This is a genomic window from Rathayibacter sp. AY1C9 (assembly GCF_002932315.1).
GTDB lineage: Bacteria > Actinomycetota > Actinomycetes > Actinomycetales > Microbacteriaceae > Rathayibacter.
In genome coordinates, this window is sequence record NZ_PSVZ01000027.1 from 20,459 (window position 1) to 37,882 (window position 17,424).

Here is a 17,424-nt window from a genome sequence, read left to right on the forward strand (position 1 = left end):
TTACGCCCGTGACACCGGAGGCGTGCTCGCACGAAACGCGCGATCCCTACCGTTGCCTCATCGCGTCCGACCGGATGCGGTGGCCCACCCGCAGGAAGAAGGCGCAGCGATGACCCTCCTCGATCGGCTCGCCCCCGCGACCGCCACCACCTGGGTGCCGGTCTGCGCCGTCGGCGACCTCGAGCCGCTCTGGGGCGAGGCCGCCCTGGTCGGCGGTGTGCAGCTCGCCCTGTTCCTCCTGCCCGACGGGCGGGTGCGGGCCGTCTCGAACCTCGACCCCGCGACCGGCGCCGCCGTGCTCTCACGCGGCATCGTCGGCTCGCGTCTGGTCGACGGGGTGCAGCGGCCCACGATCGCCTCCCCCCTGCACAAGGACGTCTTCGACCTCGAGACCGGCGCCTGCTTCACACGAGCGGAGCTGCACCTCGCCACCTGGCAGGTGCGCGAGAGCGACGGCACGATCGAGGTCGCCCAGCGGACCGCTCTGGTCGCCGCGTCCCACGGGACCTCCGACGACGACGGGAGGCGTGCCGTCGCCGCGCTGGTCGAGGCGGTCCGCCGGGCCAACCCGGCGCTGGACGTGCTCGACTCCTTCGTCGACGTGCAGCAGCCCGACGTCCCCGCGACCCTGGGTTCTCTCGAGCCGGGCCGGCCGGCGGTGGTCGTGCCGCTGCTGCTCTCGGCCGGCTACCACGTGCACGTCGACCTCGCCGAGGCCGCGGCGGAGGCGGAGCGGCCGGTGCGGGTCTCGGGCGCGCTCGGACCCGATCCCCGCCTGGCGCGCGTGCTCGCCCGCCGGCTCCACGAGGCAGGGCTCGACGACGGCGACCGCGTCGTGCTCGCCGCTGCCGGCTCGAGCGACGCCGGTGCCGTCGCGGACTGCTGGACCACCGGCCGCCTCCTCGCCGCCGAGCTCGGCCGCGAGGTGAGCACCTCGTTCATCTCGGCCGCCGAGCCGCGGATCGCGGAGGCGGTCGCCGCCGAGCGCGCCGCCCACCCCGGCGCGCGCGTCGTGGTCGCCACCTACCTGCTCGCGCCCGGCTACTTCGCCGGCCTGGCCGCCTCCGCGGGGGCCGACCTCGCCTCCGCTCCCCTCCTCACCGCCGTCGATCCGCCCGCCCGCGAGCTGGTCGACATCGTCTCGGAGCTGTTCGGGCGCAACGCCTGACGCCTCCTCCCCGCACCACCACCGCTCCACCTCCCCGTCCCGAGCGCGCCCTCGCGCGCGCCGCCCACCCTCCGGAGGACCACGATGACTGCTGCACCCCCGACCACCGTCCCCACGACCGCCGCCACATCCACCGGCATCATCCGACGGCCGGGCCGCTGGATCGACGGCTGGAACCCCGAGGACCCCGCCCAGTGGGAGGCGGAGGGACGCTCCGTCGCCGCTCGCAATCTGAGGTGGTCGATCTTCGCCGAGTTCCTCGGCTTCGTCGTCTGGCAGCTCTGGTCGGTCGTCGTCGTCTCGCTGCCGGCGGCCGGGTTCGCCTTCGACACCGGGCAGATCTTCTGGCTCATCTCGATGCCGAGCCTCGTCGGCGCCACCCTGCGGATCCCGTACACGTTCATGGTCCCCCGCTTCGGCGGCCGCAACTGGACGATCGTGTCGGCGGGCCTCCTGCTGATCCCGAGCGTCGGACTCGGCATCGCGGTCTCGAATCCGGAGACCCCGTTCGGCGTCATGCTCCTGGTGGCCGCGCTCGCCGGCTTCGGCGGCGGCAACTTCGCCAGCTCGATGGCGAACATCACCTTCTTCTACCCGCACGCGCAGAAGGGCTGGGCTCTGGGGCTCAACGCCGCGGGCGGCAACCTGGGCGCCTCCGTCGCGCAGCTCGTCGTGCCGATCGCGATCACCGTCGGCGCCGCGGCCACGCTGAACCTGCCGATCGCCGGCTTCCTCTGGGTCCCCCTGATCGTCGTGGCGATGATCGGCGCCGCCAAGCGCATGGACAACCTCTCGACCGCGAAGTCCGACGTCGCCGCCTCCCTCGCCGCGCTCCGCGAGCCGCACCTCTGGCTGCTGGCCGTGCTCTACATCGGCACCTTCGGGTCCTTCATCGGATTCGCCGGCGTGTTCCCGAAGCTCATCGCCGACACCTTCCCCGAGTTCTCCGGCTTCGCCGTCGGCTCGGCGACGGTCGGCCTCGCGTTCCTCGGCTCCCTGGTGGGCTCGCTGTCCCGCCCCTCCGGCGGCCGTCTGGCCGACCGCTTCGGCGGAGCGCCTGTCACGGTCCTCGCCTTCGTCGCCATGGGCGCCGGGATCCTCGGCGTGATCGCGACACTGCCGCTCGGCAGCTTCTGGCTCTTCCTCGCCTGCTTCCTCGTGCTCTTCTCGGCGGCCGGTATCGGCAACGGCGCGACCTACCGCATGATCCCCACGGTGTTCGCCCTCCGCGCCCGCCAGCGCGGCGACGACGGCATCGGCGCCCAGCGCACGTCCGCCGCGGCGCTCGGCCTGATCTCGGCGATCGGCGCCTACGGCGGCTTCGTGATCCCCCAGCTGCTCGGCTTCTCCAAGACCGAGTTCGGCGACTACACCACGGCGCTGGGCTGGTTCGTCGGCGCCTACGCGGTGATGCTCGCGATCACGGCCGGCGTCTACCTCCGCCTCGCCGCGAAGACGGGGACCCGGATCTGACGATGAGCGCACCCGCCCCGACCGACTCCCACTGCCCGTACTGCGCCCTGCAGTGCGCGATGACGCTGACACCCGCGGCGGGCCCCGTGCCCCTGGCGGTCGAGGGGAGGGAGTTCCCGACGAACCGGGGCGGGCTCTGCGCCAAGGGCTGGACCTCCGTCGAGCTGCTGGCGAGCGGACAGCGACTGGTCTCCCCGCTGCTGCGCGGCGCCGACGGCGTCCTCGCGGAGGCGTCGTGGGAGGAGGCGCTCGACGCGGTCGCCGCGGCGGTGCGCGGCGTCCGGGCGCGGCACGGCGCCGACGCGGTGGCCGTCTTCGGCGGCGGGGGCCTCACCAATGAGAAGGCCTACCAGCTCGGGAAGTTCGCTCGAATCGCTCTCGGCACCTCCCGGATCGACTACAACGGCCGCTTCTGCATGTCCTCGGCCGCGGCGGCCGGCAACCGCGCCTTCGGCGTCGATCGCGGACTGCCGTTCCCGGTGTCCGACCTCGACGACGCCGACACGATCCTGCTCCTGGGCTCGAACGTCGCCGCGACGATGCCGCCGCTGCTCGCCCACTTCGCCGGTGCCCGCTCGCGGGGCGGCCTGGTGGTCGTCGACCCGCGCCGCTCGGCCACCGCGCGGCTGACGGAGGACGGCGCCGGCACGCATCTGCAGCCCGCTCCCGGGACGGATCTGCCGCTCCTGCTCGGGCTGATCCACCTGGTCTTCGCCGAGGGCCTCGCCGACACCGCCTACCTCGCCGCGCGCACGACCGGCGCCGAGGCGGTGCGCCGCAGCGTCTCGGCGTGGTGGCCGGAGCGCACGTCCGCGGTCACGGGCGTGCCGACCACGCTCCTCCGCTCCCTCGCGCGCCGGCTCGCCGCGGGGCGGTCGTTCGTGCTGACCGGCCGCGGGGTCGAGCAGCACGTCGACGGCACCGACACCGCGACCGCCGCGATCAACCTCGCTCTCGTGCTCGGCCTGGTGGGTCGCGAGGGGTCGGGGTACGGCACACTCACCGGTCAGGGCAACGGCCAGGGCGGACGCGAGCACGGACAGAAGGCCGATCAGCTCCCGGGGTACCGCTCCATCCGCGATCCGGAGGCGCGGCGCCACGTCGCCGCCGTCTGGGACGTGACGCCCGAATCGATCCCGGGCCCAGGGCTGCCCGCCACCGCCCTGCTCGCCGAGCTCGGACGCTCCGTGCACTGCCTGCTGGTGCACGGCTCCAACGTGGTCGTCTCGGCCCCGGACGCCGACGCCGTCCGCGCCGGGCTCGAGGCCCTGGACACGCTGGTCGTCTGCGACTTCTTCCTCTCCGAGACCGCCGCGCTGGCCGATGTGGTGCTCCCGGTGCCGCAGTGGGCGGAGGAGGAGGGCACGATGACCTCGCTCGAGGGCCGGGTGCTCCGCCGCCGCCGGGCGATCGACCCGCCGGCAGGAGTGCGCAGCGAGCTCTGGATCATGAGAGAGCTGGCGCGCCGTCTCGACGCCCCCTCGAGCTGGTCGGCGGTCCCCTCGGAGGTGTTCGACGAGCTGGCCCGCGCGTCCGCGGGAGGCGTGGCCGACTACTCCGGCCTCTCGCACGCCCTGCTCGACACCGGGATCGCCGCCCACTGGCCCTACCCAGCGGGCGGCACGGGGACGCCGCGCCTCTTCGCTGAGCGCTTCGGGCACCCCGACGGCCGGGCGCGCCTGGTCGCCGTCATCCCCGCCGTCCCCGTCGTCGTGGACCGCGGCGAGGAGCTGACCCTCGTGACCGGCCGCTACCTCCAGCAGTACCAGTCGGGCACCCAGACCCGGCGGGTCGCGGAGCTCGATGCGGCCCGCCCCGAGGCTCGGCTCGAGATCCACCCGGCGACCGCCTCCCGGCTCGGCGTCCGCGACGGAGCACCTGTGGCGATCGGGAACGCGCGCGGCGTGGTCCGCGCCCGCGCGAGCGTCACCGCGGACATCCGCCACGACACGGTGTTCCTGCCCTTCCACTACGCGGGTGAGCAGTGCGCGAACCTCCTCACCGAGGCCGTCGTGGACCCGGTGTCGTCGATGCCCGAGTTCAAGCGCACGCGGGTCTGGGTCCGCGCGGAAGGGACGGCACATGCCTGAGACACCTCCCGAGCGGATCGTCCTGATCGGCTATGGCCCCGTCGGCTCGCGCTTCGTCGAGGAGCTGCTGCCGGCCGTGCGGGCCGGTCTGGTCGCGCTGACGGTGGTCGGCGCCGAGAGCGACGACCCGTACAACCGTGTCCTGCTCGCGGAGTACGCCGTCGGCCGGGCGACCCGCGAGCGCCTCGACCTCGGCGACCGGACGGCGGCGGAGGCGGCGGGCGTCGTCCTGCGCCTGGGAGCGGCCGTCGTGGGGATCGACCGCGCGCGGAACGTCGTGCGGCTGCACGACGGCGAGCGGCTGCCCTACGACCGCCTCGTCCTGGCCACCGGCGCCCGGGCGAACGTGCCGACCCTCGCCGGGATGGAGCGGTCCCGACGCGAGCGGACGGTGCGCGCCGCCGATCCGGAGTCGCTCGACGCGGGCTCCCGGCCCCTCCCGGAGCGGGTGGTGGCGCTGCGCGACCTGGCCGACGCCCGGGTGGTCCGCGAGTCCGTGCGCTCCGGCGCGCGCCTCGTCGTGCTCGGGGCGGGAGTGCTCGGGATCGAGTTCGCCCTCGCGGCCGCCGAGCAGGGCGCGCAGGTGGTGGTGGTCTTCCACGGCGACATCCCGATGGCCCGCAATCTCGACACGGGCGGGGGCCGGATGCTGGCCGCGGCCGCCCGCGCGGCCGGCGTCGAGATGGTGGCGCACGCCCGGTCCGAGAGCGTCCTGCTCGCGCACGACGACCGCGGCCGTGCGCACTTCCAGGCGCTCGTCTGCGCTGACGGCAAGCAGATCGAGGGGGATCTGCTGGTGCTCTCGTGCGGTGTCGGTGCGCGGGTCGAGCTGGCCGCGGGCGCGGAGCTCGCCGTCTCGACCGGGATCCTGGTCGATGAGCAGCTGCGCAGCTGGAGCGACCCGGACGTCTTCGCGATCGGCGACTGCGCGCACGTCGCCCCCCGCGGCTCGGCCCTGCCCGACGGCCGTGTGCCCGGCGGACCGAGCGGACTGATCGGTCCGGGATGGGAGCAGGCGGACCGGCTCGCAGCACGGATCCGGGCGGAGGCGGAGGGCCGCTGCGGCGAGGAGCGCGTCCCCGACGCCCGACCGGCGGTCGTGATGCTGAAGGCCGAGGGCGTCGACCTCGTGGCAGGAGGCGACGTGGCCCCGGAGCCGTGGGACCCGCACCGCCCGGGCGAGGAGCACCTCGAGGTGACGCTGTGGGCTGACCCCTCCCGCGGCGGCTACGCCAAGCTCGTGACCGCAGGAGGAGTGCTGCGCGGGTTCGTCTCGGTGGGTCTGCCCCGGGTCGGCGCCGAGCTCAGCCTCCTCTTCGAGCGGGGCTCGGAGCTGCCGGCGGACCGGTCGAGCCTCCTGCGTCTGGACGCCCCGGATGCGGGCGCCGCGGCGACCGGCGATCCGTTCGCCCCCGATGCCACGGTCTGCTGGTGCAACGGCGTGACGGCGGCGGTGATCACCGATGCGGCTGCGGCGGGACACGGGACGGTCGCCTGCGTCGGGCGGGCGACCCGCGCCGGCACGGGCTGCGGCGGCTGCACCGGTCGTATCGCCGAGCTGCTCGCGCGGACGGCGGTCCCCGCCTGATCGCCGCGAGGACCGGGCCTCGCCGCCTCAGCGGTCGAGCGCCTCCGCGAGGCGCCGGGTGACCGCCCGCAGTTCGAGCTCGGCCCCGCGGACGCGCTCGTCGAGAGCCGCCGCGGTGTCGGCGGCCTGCTCGGCGGCCGCCGCACCCGCCGCCTCGGACGAGGCTCGGTCGGCCGCGACCGACGCGCTGAGCTCGTCCAGCGCCTCCCGGAGGCCCGCCGACTCGTCGCGCAGCACGGAGACGTCGCCCTGCACCGCGCTCAGCTCGCCGCGGAGCCCGGCCACCTCGTCGCGCAGGGCCGCCGTCTCGGCGCGCAGCTCCTCCGTGCGCAGCCGCGCCTGCTCGAACCAGGGGGCGACCAGCCGGTGCACGGCGTCGCGGAGCACGACGCCGCCGCGGCCGAGCCGGGTGGGCGCGGAGCCGGGGTCCTGGAGGAAGTCGTGGTCAGTGGTCATCGTCGTGGTCCCGTCCGGAGAAGCGGCGGTGGAGCACGTCCATCGCCCGCAGATCCTTGTCCATGATGTCGGCCTCGAGGGTGGTGTCGGCGAGGCGGTCGGCGAGGCCCGGCCGGGAGCGGCGCTCGAGCGAGGCCTCGATCAGCTCGACGGAGCGCTCGAACGAGAGCGGTCCGCGCGCCGCGGCCCGGCCCCGCCGACCGAGCGCCTCGAGGTCCACCGCCCCGCTCGCCACGTCCCGCATCGCCTCGAGAAGCGCCGGGGCGGAGCGGGTGATCTTGATGCAGTCGACGCCGTCGATGAGGAACTCCGCTACTCCGCTGGCCGCCGTCACGATCGGCACGGCGCCCGCCGCGGCCGCCTCGACCGGCGCGACGCCGAACGCCTCTCCGGCCCAGGTCGGGAAGAGGAACGCGTCGGCGCGGCCGTGCGCGGCGAGCACCTCGGCGTGCGGCGTCGCTCCGTGGAACTCGACCAGGCCGGCCAGGCCCGCCTCGTCCGCCCGGGCGCGCCAGCCGTCCACGTCTCCGTCGCCGTAGAGGTCCACGCGGAAGTCGCGGGTCTCCTCCGCGAGAGACGCCGCCGCCTCCAGCACCAGCCCGACGCCCTTGTGCTCGCCGAGCGACGCGGCGAACGTGAACCGGGTGGTCCCGCCCTCGCGGTAGCGCCGCGGCTCCGCGGTGTCGGGGGGAACGGACACTCCGCGCCCGATCACCTCGACCTCGCCCAGGCTCAGCCCGCCGGCCTCGATCGCGTCGACGAGGGAGCGGCTGACCGCGACGATCTCGCCGCGGTCGAAGTGGTCGGGGGCCTGGGCGCCGTAGACGCGGAGCACGCGCTCGGGCAGCCCGTCGACCAGGGCGTTCGGGATGCGGTCGCCGAGGTTCCACATCCACGGCGCCTCCACCGCCCGCAGCAGGTCGATCATCGCGAGGCCGCCGATCCCGAGCAGGTTGAAGGCCACCACGTGGGTCGGCGCGAAGTCGCGCAGCTCCTCGAGCAGGATGCGGGTGTTCTCGAACCGCGAGACGGCGCTCTCGTGGTGCAGCAGCTGAGCGATCTCGCCGCCCGTCTGCGGCAGCGGGAAGTAGGTGCGCAGGCTCAACGTGCGGTGCACCTCGACGCCCGAGGGCTCCGGCGGCAGGTAGGTCGGCGTGGTCAGCACGCGCACGGTGTGGCCGCGGGCCGCCATCGCCTCCGCGACGCGCGCACAGGTCATCTCGTATCCGCCGAGCACCTGGGGCGGATAGAGGTTGCTCACGAACAGCAGGCGCATCAGCGCACCTCCCCTCTCGCGGAGGCGTCCGCCGCGATCCGCGCCGTCACCTCGGGCGTGTAGGCCGCGCGGGCCTGGCGGTCGTTGCCGCCGTCCCAGTAGTTGACGAGGTAGAGCCCGGACTGCTGCGTGCGCGGCACGAACGGGAACAGCTGGGCCCGGGGCTCGATCTGCGCGATCCGGTAACCGGCGTCGACCGCGCGCACGTGCAGCCAGATGTCGTCGGCGTCCGGGGCGATCTCGCGGAACGCCTCCCCGTGCGCGGCGATCTCGCCGAGGAGCGCGGCGGGCAGCAGCTGCCCGGAGACGGAGGTGCCGAAGACGTCGGTCGACGCGCGCGTGTCGGCGACCGGCGTCCAGCTCGTGTACGGAGCCACGGCGCCGTCGACGATCCCCACCCGGTGGGCGCGGTAGCAGAGCACGGTCTCGCGGGGGTAGCGCGAGCGGGCGTCGAGCAGGCCCCTCAGCCAGGTGCGCGGGTACACGATGTCGTCGTCGGAGGTGACGAGGTCGCGCTCCCCCGCCCGGCCCGAGAGCAGGTGCGGGTAGTACTTCGTGTGCACGCGGTAGCCGTCGACCAGGCGGATCTCGACGCCGCGGCGGCGGAGGCGGCGCAGCGGCGCGGGCAGGTCGGCGTGCAGGGCCGGGTCGTCGAGCCAGAGCACCAGGCGCGCGGGCCGGGCGTCGCCGCGGGCGATCGACTCGAGCGCCACGTGGACCCGCTGCAGCCGCTCGCCGTGCGTGGTCATCGTCACCACGACCTCGCCCGCCGGATCGACTGCGGAGCGGCGGGAGAATCGGTTGGCCAGGGCGAGCAGCAGCAGCTCGCGCCGGAGCGCGGGCGAGGGGTGGTCGATCGGCCGGGCGGCGATCACGGCGGCGCGGCGCTCCGAGAGGCGCTGAGGGGCGGAGCGGACGACCCGGGCCGCGGAGCGCAGCCGCGTGCGGGGACGGACACGACGGCCCAGCGCCGCGAGGCGCGTGCGGGGCCGGACGCGCCGGCCGACGGCGGCGAGAGCGGGATGCATCGGTCCAGGTTAGCCGGAGGCGCCCGGGCGCCCTGCGCCGGTCAGGGCTCGTCGACGACCGCGAAGGCCCGCACCGGGAAGGTCCCGAAGCCCCGCACCTTCGGCGGCACGGCGGTGAAGCGCGCCCCTGTCGCCGGCAGCCCGCCGAGGCCGGTGAGGTGCTCGACGACGTGCACTCCCGCGGCGAGGAGGGCCGAGTGCGCGGGCCGCGATCCGCCCGACTCCGTGTCGTCGATGTTCACCGAGTCGATGCCGACCAGCACCGCGCCGGCGGCGACGAGCGCCTCCGCCGCCTCGCCGCTGAGGAAGGGGGCGCCCCTGCCGTACCCGGGCGTGGCGAAGTGCGCGTCCCAGCCGGTGCGGAGGAGGACGGCGGCGCCGCGGACGTCGAGTCCCGCGACCGCGTCCGAGCCGATGCCCCGTTCGGTGGCTCCGGTCGCGTCGACCACGACGGTCGGCAGGTCGACCAGCGTCTCGAGCGGGAGAGCGGCGAGATCGGCTCCGCCCTCGTAGCGGTGGAACGGGCTGTCGAGGTAGGTGCCCGTGTTCCCGATCATCTCGATGACGTCCATCGCGAACTCGGTGCCGGGTGCGTAGGAGGCGCGGGACGCCTCACGGGTGAGGTGCGGCCGGATGCGCGGAGCGGGCAGGCCCGGGTAGGTCACCAGCCCGTCCGCGACGGTGTGGCTGAGGTCGACGAAGCGGCGCGAGGAGGTCATGCGCCCGATCCTGGCAGGGGCCGGATCGGGCGCACCATCGAGATGCCGCCCCGCGGGGCGGCGTTCCCGCCTCTACTTCTTCGGCAGCGCCGCCGACAGGTCCGCGATCAGGTCGGACGAGTCCTCGAGGCCCACCGAGAGGCGCACCAGCGACTCCGAGACCTCCAGCGGCGTGCCCTTCACCGACGCGTGCGTCATCTCGCTCGGGTAGCCGATCAACGACTCGACGCCGCCCAGCGACTCCGCGAGCTGGAACAGCTCGGTCGACTCGGCGAACTTCCGGGCGGCGCGCGGCGTCGCGAGCTCGAGCGAGAGCATCCCGCCGAACCGCGACATCTGGCGCTTCGCCAGCTCGTGGCCGGGGTGCGAGGGCAGGCCCGGGTAGTGCACGGCCGTCACCGCCGGGTGCTCGACGAGGAACTCGGCGACCGCCTGCGCGTTGACGGAGTGGCGCTCCATCCGCACCCCGAGGGTCTTGATGCCGCGGACCGTGAGCCACGCGTCCATCGGGCCCGAGATCGCTCCGACCGCGAACTGCAGGAACGCGATCTTCTCGGCCAGCGGCCCCGAGCGCAGGGCGAGCGCGCCGCCGACGACGTCCGAGTGGCCACCGAGGTACTTCGTGGTCGAGTGCACGACCACGTCGGCACCGAGGGCCAGCGGCTGCTGCAGGGCGGAGGAGGCGAACGTGTTGTCGACGACGACGATCAGGTCGTGCGCGTGGGCCAGGTCGGCGAGCTCGGCGATGTCGCTGATGGTCATCAGCGGGTTCGACGGGGTCTCGACCCAGAGCATCTTCGTCTCACCGGGGACGATCGCCCGCTGCACCTCGCGGAGGTTCGACATGTCGACGGCCGTGTTGCGCACGCCCCAGGCGCTGTGCACCCGGTCGATCAGGCGGTGGCTGCCGCCGTACGCGTCGTTGCCCAGGACGACGTGGTCGCCGGGCGCGAGGGCGGCGCGCAGCAGGGTGTCCTCGGCCGCGAGGCCGGAGGAGAAGGAGTAGGCGACGTCCGCACCCTCGAGCGAGGCGATGAGCTCCTGGAGCGAGTCGCGCGTCGGGTTCGCCGAGCGGGCGTACTCGTAGCCGCCCCGGAGACCGCCGATGCCGTCCTGGACGAACGTGGAGGTCATGTAGACGGGCGGCACGACCGCCCCGGTGGTCGGATCGAACTCCTGGCCGGCGTGGATGGCGCGGGTGTCGAAGTGCTGCTTCTTGGGCATGGTGCGGGCTCCCTGGGTCGGAGGTGCGGAGGCGGCGGCCGTCAGGCCGTGGCGTAGGTGAGGAGGTCCTGTCGGGTGATCACCGCGACGGGCTTGCCCTCGTCGGTGACGAGGAGGGCGCTGTGCTCGGTGAGCGCGGCGCGGGCGGCGGTGATGCTCTCGCCGAGCCCGATCAGCGCGAGCGCATCGCCCACGCAGTCGCCGAGCGGGTCGTTCATCGAGGCGGATCCGGCGAAGACGCGGTCGAGCAGCTCGCGCTCGTCGACGGCTCCGACGACCTCGCCCATCACGACCGGCGGCTCGGCGGTCAGCACCGGCAGCTGCGAGACGCCGTACTCGGTCATGATGCCGATCGCGTCGCGGATCGTGTCGGTCGGGTGCGCGTGCACGAGCGCCGGGAGGTCGGCCTGCCCGCTCGCCGCCCTCGCGCGGAGCACGTCGCGGACGGTGCCCTCGTCGCGCATCTCGAGGAAGCCGTAGGAGCGCATCCAGCGGTCGTTGAAGATCTTGCCGAGGTAGCCGCGCCCGCCGTCCGGCAGGAGCACGACGACCACGTCGTCCGGCCCGAGACCGGCGGCTGCCTTGAGCGCGACGGAGACGGCGAGCCCGCTCGATCCGCCGACGAGCAGCCCCTCCTCGCGGGCGAGGCGGCGGGTCATCGCGAACGACTCGGCGTCGCTGGAGGCGATGATCCGGTCGACCACGCTCGGGTCGTACGCGCTCGGCCAGAAGTCCTCGCCGACGCCCTCGGTCAGGTACGGGCGACCGCCGCCGCCCGAGTAGACGGAGCCCTCGGGGTCGGCGCCGATGATCTGCACGCGGCCCTCCGACACCTCCTTGAGGTAGCGGCCGGCGCCGCTGATGGTGCCGCCCGTGCCGACTCCCGCGACGAAGTGGGTGAGCCGGCCGGCGGTGTCGCGCCAGATCTCGGGGCCCGTGGTCTCGTAGTGGCTGAGCGGTCCGTTGAGGTTCGCGTACTGGTTGGGCTTGAAGGCGCCGGGGATCTCGCGGGCGAGGCGGTCCGAGACGGAGTAGTAGGAGGCGGGGTCCTCCGGAGCGACGGCCGTCGGCGTCACGACGATCTCGGCCCCGTAGGCGGTGAGGACGTTGCGCTTGTCCTCCCCCACCTTGTCCGGCAGCACGAACACGCAGCGGTAGCCGCGCTGCTGCGCGACGAGGGCGAGGCCGATGCCGGTGTTGCCGCTGGTCGGCTCCACGATGGTGCCGCCGGGCTTCAGCAGCCCGTCGCGCTCGGCGGCGTCGATGATGCGGGTCGCGATGCGGTCCTTCGACGAGCCGCCGGGGTTCAGGTACTCGACCTTGACCAGCACGGTCGCCTGCACGCCCGCCGCGACCGGACCCAGCTTCACCAGCGGGGTGTCGCCGATGAGGTCGAGCACCGAATCGGCGTAGGCCATCCCGGTCTCAGGGCGTGCGGGAAGGGCGCGATCCAGGCTCATCCCGCCAGCGTAGCAACCGGCTGCGGGCGTGTGACGGGGGTGGGCGGAGGCACAGGGAGCGGTCTCGGGAGGGGAGTGCCGCCGGTCGCGCCGGTGCCCTATCGTGGGGGTCCGCGAGCGCCGCGGTCGACCCGGAACGGACCCCGAATGACCTCACCGATCGCCGCACCGCCGCGGCGTCCGGCCGACATCCACCTCCTCCGCCTGCTCGGCCCGGCGCTGGTCGCCGGAGTCGCCTACCTCGACCCGGGCAACGTCGCCAGCAACATGACGGCCGGCGCCCGGTTCGGCTACCTCCTGGTCTGGGTGGTGGTGCTCGGCAACCTGATGGCCTGGCTCATCCAGTACCTCTCGGCGAAGCTCGGCCTGATGACCGGCCGCAGCCTCCCCGAGCTGCTCGGCGACCGCCTGCGCGGCCGCTGGGGCCGCCGGGCCTACTGGCTGCAGGCCGAGACGGTCGCGATGGCGACCGACCTGGCCGAGGTGATCGGCGGCGCGATCGCGCTGAACCTGCTCTTCGGACTGCCGCTGCTGGCCGGCGGCGTGGTCACCGGCGCGGTCTCGCTGGTGCTGCTGCTCGTGCAGACGCGGGGCGGGGCGCAGCCGTTCGAGCGGGTGATCACGGCGCTGATGGTGCTGATCGCCGTCGGCTTCACGGTCGGCGTGGTCGTCGATCCGCCGGACGCGGGCGCGACCGTCGCCGGTCTCGTGCCGCGCTTCGAGGGCTCGGAGTCGGTGCTGCTCGCCGCCTCGATCCTCGGCGCGACCGTCATGCCCCACGCGATCTACGCCCACTCCGCGCTCGCCCGCGACCGCTTCGGCCACGTCGAGGGCGTCGGCGCGCGCCGGAGGATCCTGGTCGCCACCCGGATCGACGTGACGATCGCGCTCGCCATCGCCGGCACCGTGAACCTCGCGATCCTGCTCCTCGCCGCGCACTCCCTCGCGGGAGTCGCCGGGACCGACAGCCTCGAGGGCGCCCACGCGGCCATCGGGGCGGCGCTCGGACCGGTGGTCGCGACCCTGTTCGCCGTCGGCCTGCTCGCCTCCGGCCTCGCCTCGACCTCGGTCGGCGCGTACGCGGGAGCCGAGATCATGCACGGTCTGCTCCAGGTGCGGGTGCCGCTCGTCGCCCGTCGTCTGGTCACGCTGATCCCGGCGCTCCTGGTGCTCGCGATCGGCTTCGACCCGACGCGCGCGCTGGTGCTCAGCCAGGTGGTCCTGTCGTTCGGCATCCCCTTCGCGCTCGTGCCGCTCGTGATCCTGACCCGCGACCGCCGCCTGATGGGCGACCAGACGAACCGCTGGTTCACCACCCTCGCCGCCGCCCTGGCCGCCGTCTTCCTCATCGTCCTGAACGGCCTGCTGCTCTGGCTCACCTTCGCCCCCTGAGCGGAGCGGCGGCGCATCCTGCGGATCGAGCGGGCCCGTTGGGCATCCCGCTGATCGAGCGGCCCGCTCCTCGGGCGCATCGAGATCCCCCTGACCGCGCATTGATCCGATCCGAAGCCTCGCTCGTTATCCTCTGAGAGCGCCTCTCAGGCGCCTGCGCCCGCCCCAGGCGCCTTCCGCCCTCAGAACGAGAGACGCCGCCGTGCCCAAAGACACGATGTCCGCCAAGAACCGCGCCCGACAGGAGAAGCTCGAGGCCTACAAGCGCGAGCAGGACCGCCGCAAGCGCGGCTCCCGCATCTGGATCTGGTCGCTGTCGGCCCTGGCCGTCCTCGCCGTCGGCGGCATCGTCGCGGTCACCGTCTTCGGGAACCAGCAGATCGTCGAGGCGCGCGAGATCGACGGCCTGCAGACCTTCGACAACGACGCCACCCACGTCGCCGGCGCCGTCGACTACCCGCAGACCCCGCCGGCGGGCGGACCGCACAACGCCGTGTGGATGAACTGCGGCGTCTACGACGAGCCCGTCCCGAACGAGAACGCGGTGCACGACCTCGAGCACGGCGCCGTCTGGGCCACCTACGACCCCGAGCTCCCGCAGAGCGAGGTCGACGCGCTGATCGCCGCGATGCCCGACACCTACTCCGTCGTCTCGCCCTACGAGGGCCTCGAGTCGCCCATCGTGCTGAGCGCCTGGGACGCCCAGGTCGCGATCGACTCGCCCGAGGATCCCCGCATCGACGCCTTCGTCGAGCGCTTCTGGCAGTCCTCGAGCGCTCCGGAGCCCGGCGCCCCCTGCACCGGAGGGATCGATGCGCCCGGCAAGCAGTAGGGGCCGGATCCTCGTCGCCGCGGTCGCCGTGGTCGCGCTCCTCCTCGGGGCGGCCGGCGGCTACCTCTTCGGCGCGCTCGCCCCGTTCGCCTCCGCCGCGACGCCCTCGAGCGCGAGCGCCGAAGCGGGCTTCGCGCGCGACATGCAGGTGCACCACCTGCAGGGCGCCGAGCTGGCGATGATCGCCCGCGAGCGCAGCGCCGACGACGAGGTCCTCACTGTCTCGAAGGACATCCTGCTCACCCAGCAGCAGCAGGCCGGGCAGCTCTTCGGCTGGCTGAACTCGTGGGGCCTGCCGCAGGCTGCTCCGGAGCCCTCGATGACCTGGATGGGCCGGCCGACCCTGGCCGGAGCCGCCGACGAGCACTCGTCGATGGGGATGGGGACCGAGGACGGAGTCGTGCCGGCGAGCATGCCCGGTCTCGCGACACCGGACCAGATCACCGCCCTCAGCAGCGCGTCGGGCCGCGACTTCGACCGGATGTTCCTCGAGCTGATGATCGCCCACCACCGCGGCGCGATCGACATGGCCGAGGCGCTGCTCGCCCGGAGCCGCGTGACGGTCGCCACCGACTTCGCCTCCTCCGTCGTGAAGGCCCAGGAGGCCGAGATCTCGCTGATGGAGCAGATGCTCGAGGACCGCCCGGCGGAGTGACCGCCTCCGGCGCGCACGACAGCGGCTGAGACTGGTGCGCCTCCCCCACCGGGAGGGGCACGTGCTCTCCGCCGACGTCGTGCACGGGGCCCGGCGACTCAGACGGCGTCGGCTGCGAGTAGCCCCGCGGAGTCCGGCCGCCGATCCGCGGCTCAGCCCTGGAGGGCCGACTCCGTCTGCTGTGCGTAGAGCGAGGCGTAGAGGCCGCCGAGGCCGAGCAATTCGCGGTGGGTGCCCGATTCGACGATCCGGCCGCCCTCGACGACGTGGATGACGTCGGCCGACACGATGGTCGAGAGCCGGTGGGCGATCGCGATGGTGGTGCGGCCGCGGGCGGCGTCGTCGAGCGCGGTCTGGACGATCCGCTCCGAGACGGTGTCGAGGGCGCTGGTCGCCTCGTCGAGGATGAGGACCGCCGGGTCCTTCAGCAGGACGCGGGCGATCGCGAGCCGCTGCTTCTCGCCTCCGGAGAGCCGGTAGCCGCGCTCGCCGACCAGCGTGTCGTAGCCGTCGGGGAACGACGTGATCGTCGCGTGGATGTTCGCGGCGCGGGCGGCCGCCTCCAGCTCCTCCTGCGTCGCGTCGGGGCGGGCGTAGCGGAGGTTGTCGCCGATCGTCGCGTGGAAGAGGTAGGTCTCCTGGCTGACGATGCCGATGTGCGAGACGAGCGACTCCTGCCGCAGCTCGCGCACGTCGGTACCGGCGAAGCGCACCGCTCCCCCGGCCACGTCGTAGAGGCGCGGGACGAGGTACGAGATGGTGGTCTTGCCCGCGCCGGAGGGACCGACGAAGGCGACGAACTGGCCCGGCTCGATCGCGACCGAGACGTGGTCGAGCGTCGGGCGCGCGTCCTCCGCCTGGTCGGGGTAGCGGAACACGACGTCGTCGAGCTCGACCCGGCCGAGCTCGCCCGAGACCTCGCGTGCATCTGCCCTGTCCGTGATCGCCGGGCGCAGGTCCAGGTACTCGAAGATGCGGGCGAACAGCGCTCCGGCCGTCTGCAGGTCGAGCGCGACGCGCATCAGGCCCAGGAGCGGCCACATCAGGCGCGCCTGCACGGTGGTGAAGGCCACGACGGTCCCGGCGGTGACGGTGGTGCCGCCGAGGATCAGCCAGGCGGCCACGAGGTACACGATCACGGGGATGACGGAGAGGAAGATCTGCACCATCGCGAAGAACCACTGGCCGGACATCTGCTGCCGCACCTGGAGCTCGATCTGGCGGCCGTTCTCGTCGGCGTAGCGCGTCACCTCCGACTCCTGGCGGCCGAAGCTCTTGGCCAGGAGGATGCCCGAGACGCTCAGGGTCTCCTGGGTGATCGCGGTCATCTCGGACAGCGACTCCTGCGTCTTCGTCGCGATGCGCGCCCTCACCTGGCCGACGCGGCGCTGGGCCACGACGAGCACCGGAGTGAGGACGAGGGCGACGATCGTCATCTGCCACGAGAGCAGGAGCATCGCGACGACGGCCGCGATCACGGTGACGGTGTTGCCGAGGACGCTCGAGACGGTGTTCGTGAGCACGTTGGCCACGCCGCCCACGTCGTTGGCGAGGCGCGACTGGATGACGCCGGTGCGGGTGCGGGTGAAGAAGCCGAGCTCCATCGCCTGCAGGTGGCGGAAGAGGCGGATGCGCAGCTCCCCCATGACCGTGTTGCCGACGGTCGCGGTGAGGTAGGTCTGCCAGACGCCGAGGATCGCCGAGAACGCCCAGACCAGCACCATGACGCCGACCAGCTCGAGCAGCACCGGGAGGTTCGGGCGTCCGCCGGGCGGGAAGAGCCCGCGGTCGAAGGCCAGCTGGGTGAGGAGCGGGGGCACCACCGTGAGGGCGGCGCCGACGAGCACGAGGATCACGGTGAGCGTGAGCTTGGGGCGGTGGTCGCGGAAGAGTCCCGCGATGCGCCGGAGCAGGTCGTCGACCTTCGGAGCCGCCGCGTTGATCTCCCGCTGGCTGTCCGGATCGCTGCTCGAGATCCTCCCGCCGCGCGCCCCTCCGCGCATCCCGCCGCCTGCCGCGACGTCACCCATCCTGCTCACGGCTCGACCCTAGCCCCGCCCGTC

14 protein-coding genes are annotated in these 17,424 nt (G+C 73.8%); 7 read left to right on the top strand and 7 right to left on the bottom strand.

Features of this window, described 5'->3' with window-relative positions:
• Positions 1-109: 109 nt before the first annotated feature.
• From nirD to C5D09_RS14970, 4 genes are all read left to right on the top strand, one after another.
• Positions 110-1,168 carry a nitrite reductase small subunit NirD gene (gene nirD / locus C5D09_RS17960; protein ID WP_104224353.1) on the top strand — a complete coding sequence of 353 codons (1,059 nt, stop codon included), beginning with the start codon at positions 110-112 and terminating at the stop codon, positions 1,166-1,168.
• A gap of 84 nt (positions 1,169-1,252) precedes the next feature.
• A complete protein-coding gene (locus tag C5D09_RS14960; RefSeq protein ID WP_104224352.1) occupies positions 1,253-2,641 on the top strand; it encodes an MFS transporter in 1,389 nt (462 codons plus the stop codon).
• Between the two features lie 2 nt (positions 2,642-2,643).
• Positions 2,644-4,731 carry a molybdopterin oxidoreductase family protein gene (locus C5D09_RS14965; protein WP_104269655.1) on the top strand — a complete coding sequence of 696 codons (2,088 nt, stop codon included), beginning with the start codon at positions 2,644-2,646 and terminating at the stop codon, positions 4,729-4,731.
• Positions 4,724-6,319, top strand: a complete 1,596-nt coding sequence (locus C5D09_RS14970) for an NAD(P)/FAD-dependent oxidoreductase (protein WP_104269656.1) — start codon at positions 4,724-4,726, stop codon at positions 6,317-6,319. Before C5D09_RS14965 ends, C5D09_RS14970 begins: the two co-directional genes overlap by 8 nt.
• Positions 6,320-6,346: 27 nt before the next feature.
• Here C5D09_RS14970 and C5D09_RS14975 read toward each other — a convergent pair whose 3' ends face one another.
• The 6 genes from C5D09_RS14975 to C5D09_RS15000 form a co-directional block, all read right to left on the bottom strand.
• Positions 6,347-6,775 carry a hypothetical protein gene (locus tag C5D09_RS14975; protein ID WP_104247711.1) on the bottom strand — a complete coding sequence of 143 codons (429 nt, stop codon included), beginning with the start codon at positions 6,773-6,775 and terminating at the stop codon, positions 6,347-6,349.
• Positions 6,765-8,051 (bottom strand): glycosyltransferase, encoded by a 1,287-nt coding sequence (locus tag C5D09_RS14980; protein WP_104224348.1) that lies wholly within the window; start codon positions 8,049-8,051, stop codon positions 6,765-6,767. Before C5D09_RS14980 ends, C5D09_RS14975 begins: the two co-directional genes overlap by 11 nt.
• Positions 8,051-9,079, bottom strand: a complete 1,029-nt coding sequence (locus tag C5D09_RS14985; RefSeq protein WP_104269657.1) for a glycosyltransferase — start codon at positions 9,077-9,079, stop codon at positions 8,051-8,053. Before C5D09_RS14985 ends, C5D09_RS14980 begins: the two co-directional genes overlap by 1 nt.
• Positions 9,080-9,120: 41 nt before the next feature.
• Positions 9,121-9,798: a cyclase family protein gene (locus C5D09_RS14990; RefSeq protein WP_104261750.1), complete on the bottom strand. Its 678-nt coding sequence runs from the start codon at positions 9,796-9,798 to the stop codon at positions 9,121-9,123.
• 72 nt (positions 9,799-9,870) lie between these two features.
• Positions 9,871-11,022 (bottom strand): cystathionine gamma-synthase, encoded by a 1,152-nt coding sequence (locus C5D09_RS14995; protein WP_104224345.1) that lies wholly within the window; start codon positions 11,020-11,022, stop codon positions 9,871-9,873.
• Between the two features lie 41 nt (positions 11,023-11,063).
• Entirely contained in the window at positions 11,064-12,440 is a 1,377-nt protein-coding gene (locus C5D09_RS15000; RefSeq protein ID WP_104269658.1) for a cystathionine beta-synthase, read from the bottom strand.
• A gap of 189 nt (positions 12,441-12,629) precedes the next feature.
• Here C5D09_RS15000 and C5D09_RS15005 point away from each other — a divergent pair, with 189 nt between their 5' ends.
• From C5D09_RS15005 to C5D09_RS15015, 3 genes are all read left to right on the top strand, one after another.
• A complete protein-coding gene (locus C5D09_RS15005) occupies positions 12,630-13,874 on the top strand; it encodes an Nramp family divalent metal transporter (RefSeq protein ID WP_104227179.1) in 1,245 nt (414 codons plus the stop codon).
• Between the two features lie 202 nt (positions 13,875-14,076).
• Positions 14,077-14,706, top strand: a complete 630-nt coding sequence (locus C5D09_RS15010; RefSeq protein ID WP_244230507.1) for a DUF3105 domain-containing protein — start codon at positions 14,077-14,079, stop codon at positions 14,704-14,706.
• Positions 14,687-15,361 carry a DUF305 domain-containing protein gene (locus tag C5D09_RS15015; RefSeq protein WP_104224341.1) on the top strand — a complete coding sequence of 225 codons (675 nt, stop codon included), beginning with the start codon at positions 14,687-14,689 and terminating at the stop codon, positions 15,359-15,361. Before C5D09_RS15010 ends, C5D09_RS15015 begins: the two co-directional genes overlap by 20 nt.
• 152 nt (positions 15,362-15,513) lie before the next feature.
• Here the strand turns inward: C5D09_RS15015 and C5D09_RS15020 are convergent, their stop codons facing one another.
• Positions 15,514-17,391: an ABC transporter ATP-binding protein gene (locus C5D09_RS15020; protein WP_104247708.1), complete on the bottom strand. Its 1,878-nt coding sequence runs from the start codon at positions 17,389-17,391 to the stop codon at positions 15,514-15,516.
• Between the last annotated feature and the right edge of the window lie 33 nt (positions 17,392-17,424).